The 249-nt window shown below is 51.0% G+C and carries 1 protein-coding gene; it reads right to left on the bottom strand.

Annotation, left to right across the window (positions count from 1 at the left end):
* Positions 1-249, bottom strand: a 249-nt coding sequence (locus tag AAEY97_RS21415; RefSeq protein ID WP_351001389.1) for an MFS transporter, incomplete at both ends; no start/stop codon positions are given.

The following is a 249-nucleotide window of genomic DNA, read 5'->3' as shown; positions in this document are numbered from 1 at the left end:
CCACACACAGCCAAAATAGCCGTTAGCCAAAATACGCCTGCAATGCCCCACGAAGCTGCCACTATAGGCCCTAATAACATCGCAAACGCAAAGCTCATGCCGATGCTCATGCCAATCACCGCCATAACTTTGGGGCGCTGTTCATCACGGCTTAAATCTGATGCAAACGCTAATAATGCGCTGGCTATAGCTCCCATGCCTTGTAACGCACGCCCTACCGTCACCATTTGAATAGACTCTGCCAAAGCG

It is taken from the genome of Shewanella sp. TB7-MNA-CIBAN-0143 (genome assembly GCF_040310065.1).
Taxonomy (GTDB): Bacteria; Pseudomonadota; Gammaproteobacteria; order Enterobacterales; family Shewanellaceae; genus Shewanella.
This window is presented reverse-complemented; position numbering and strand designations above follow the sequence as displayed.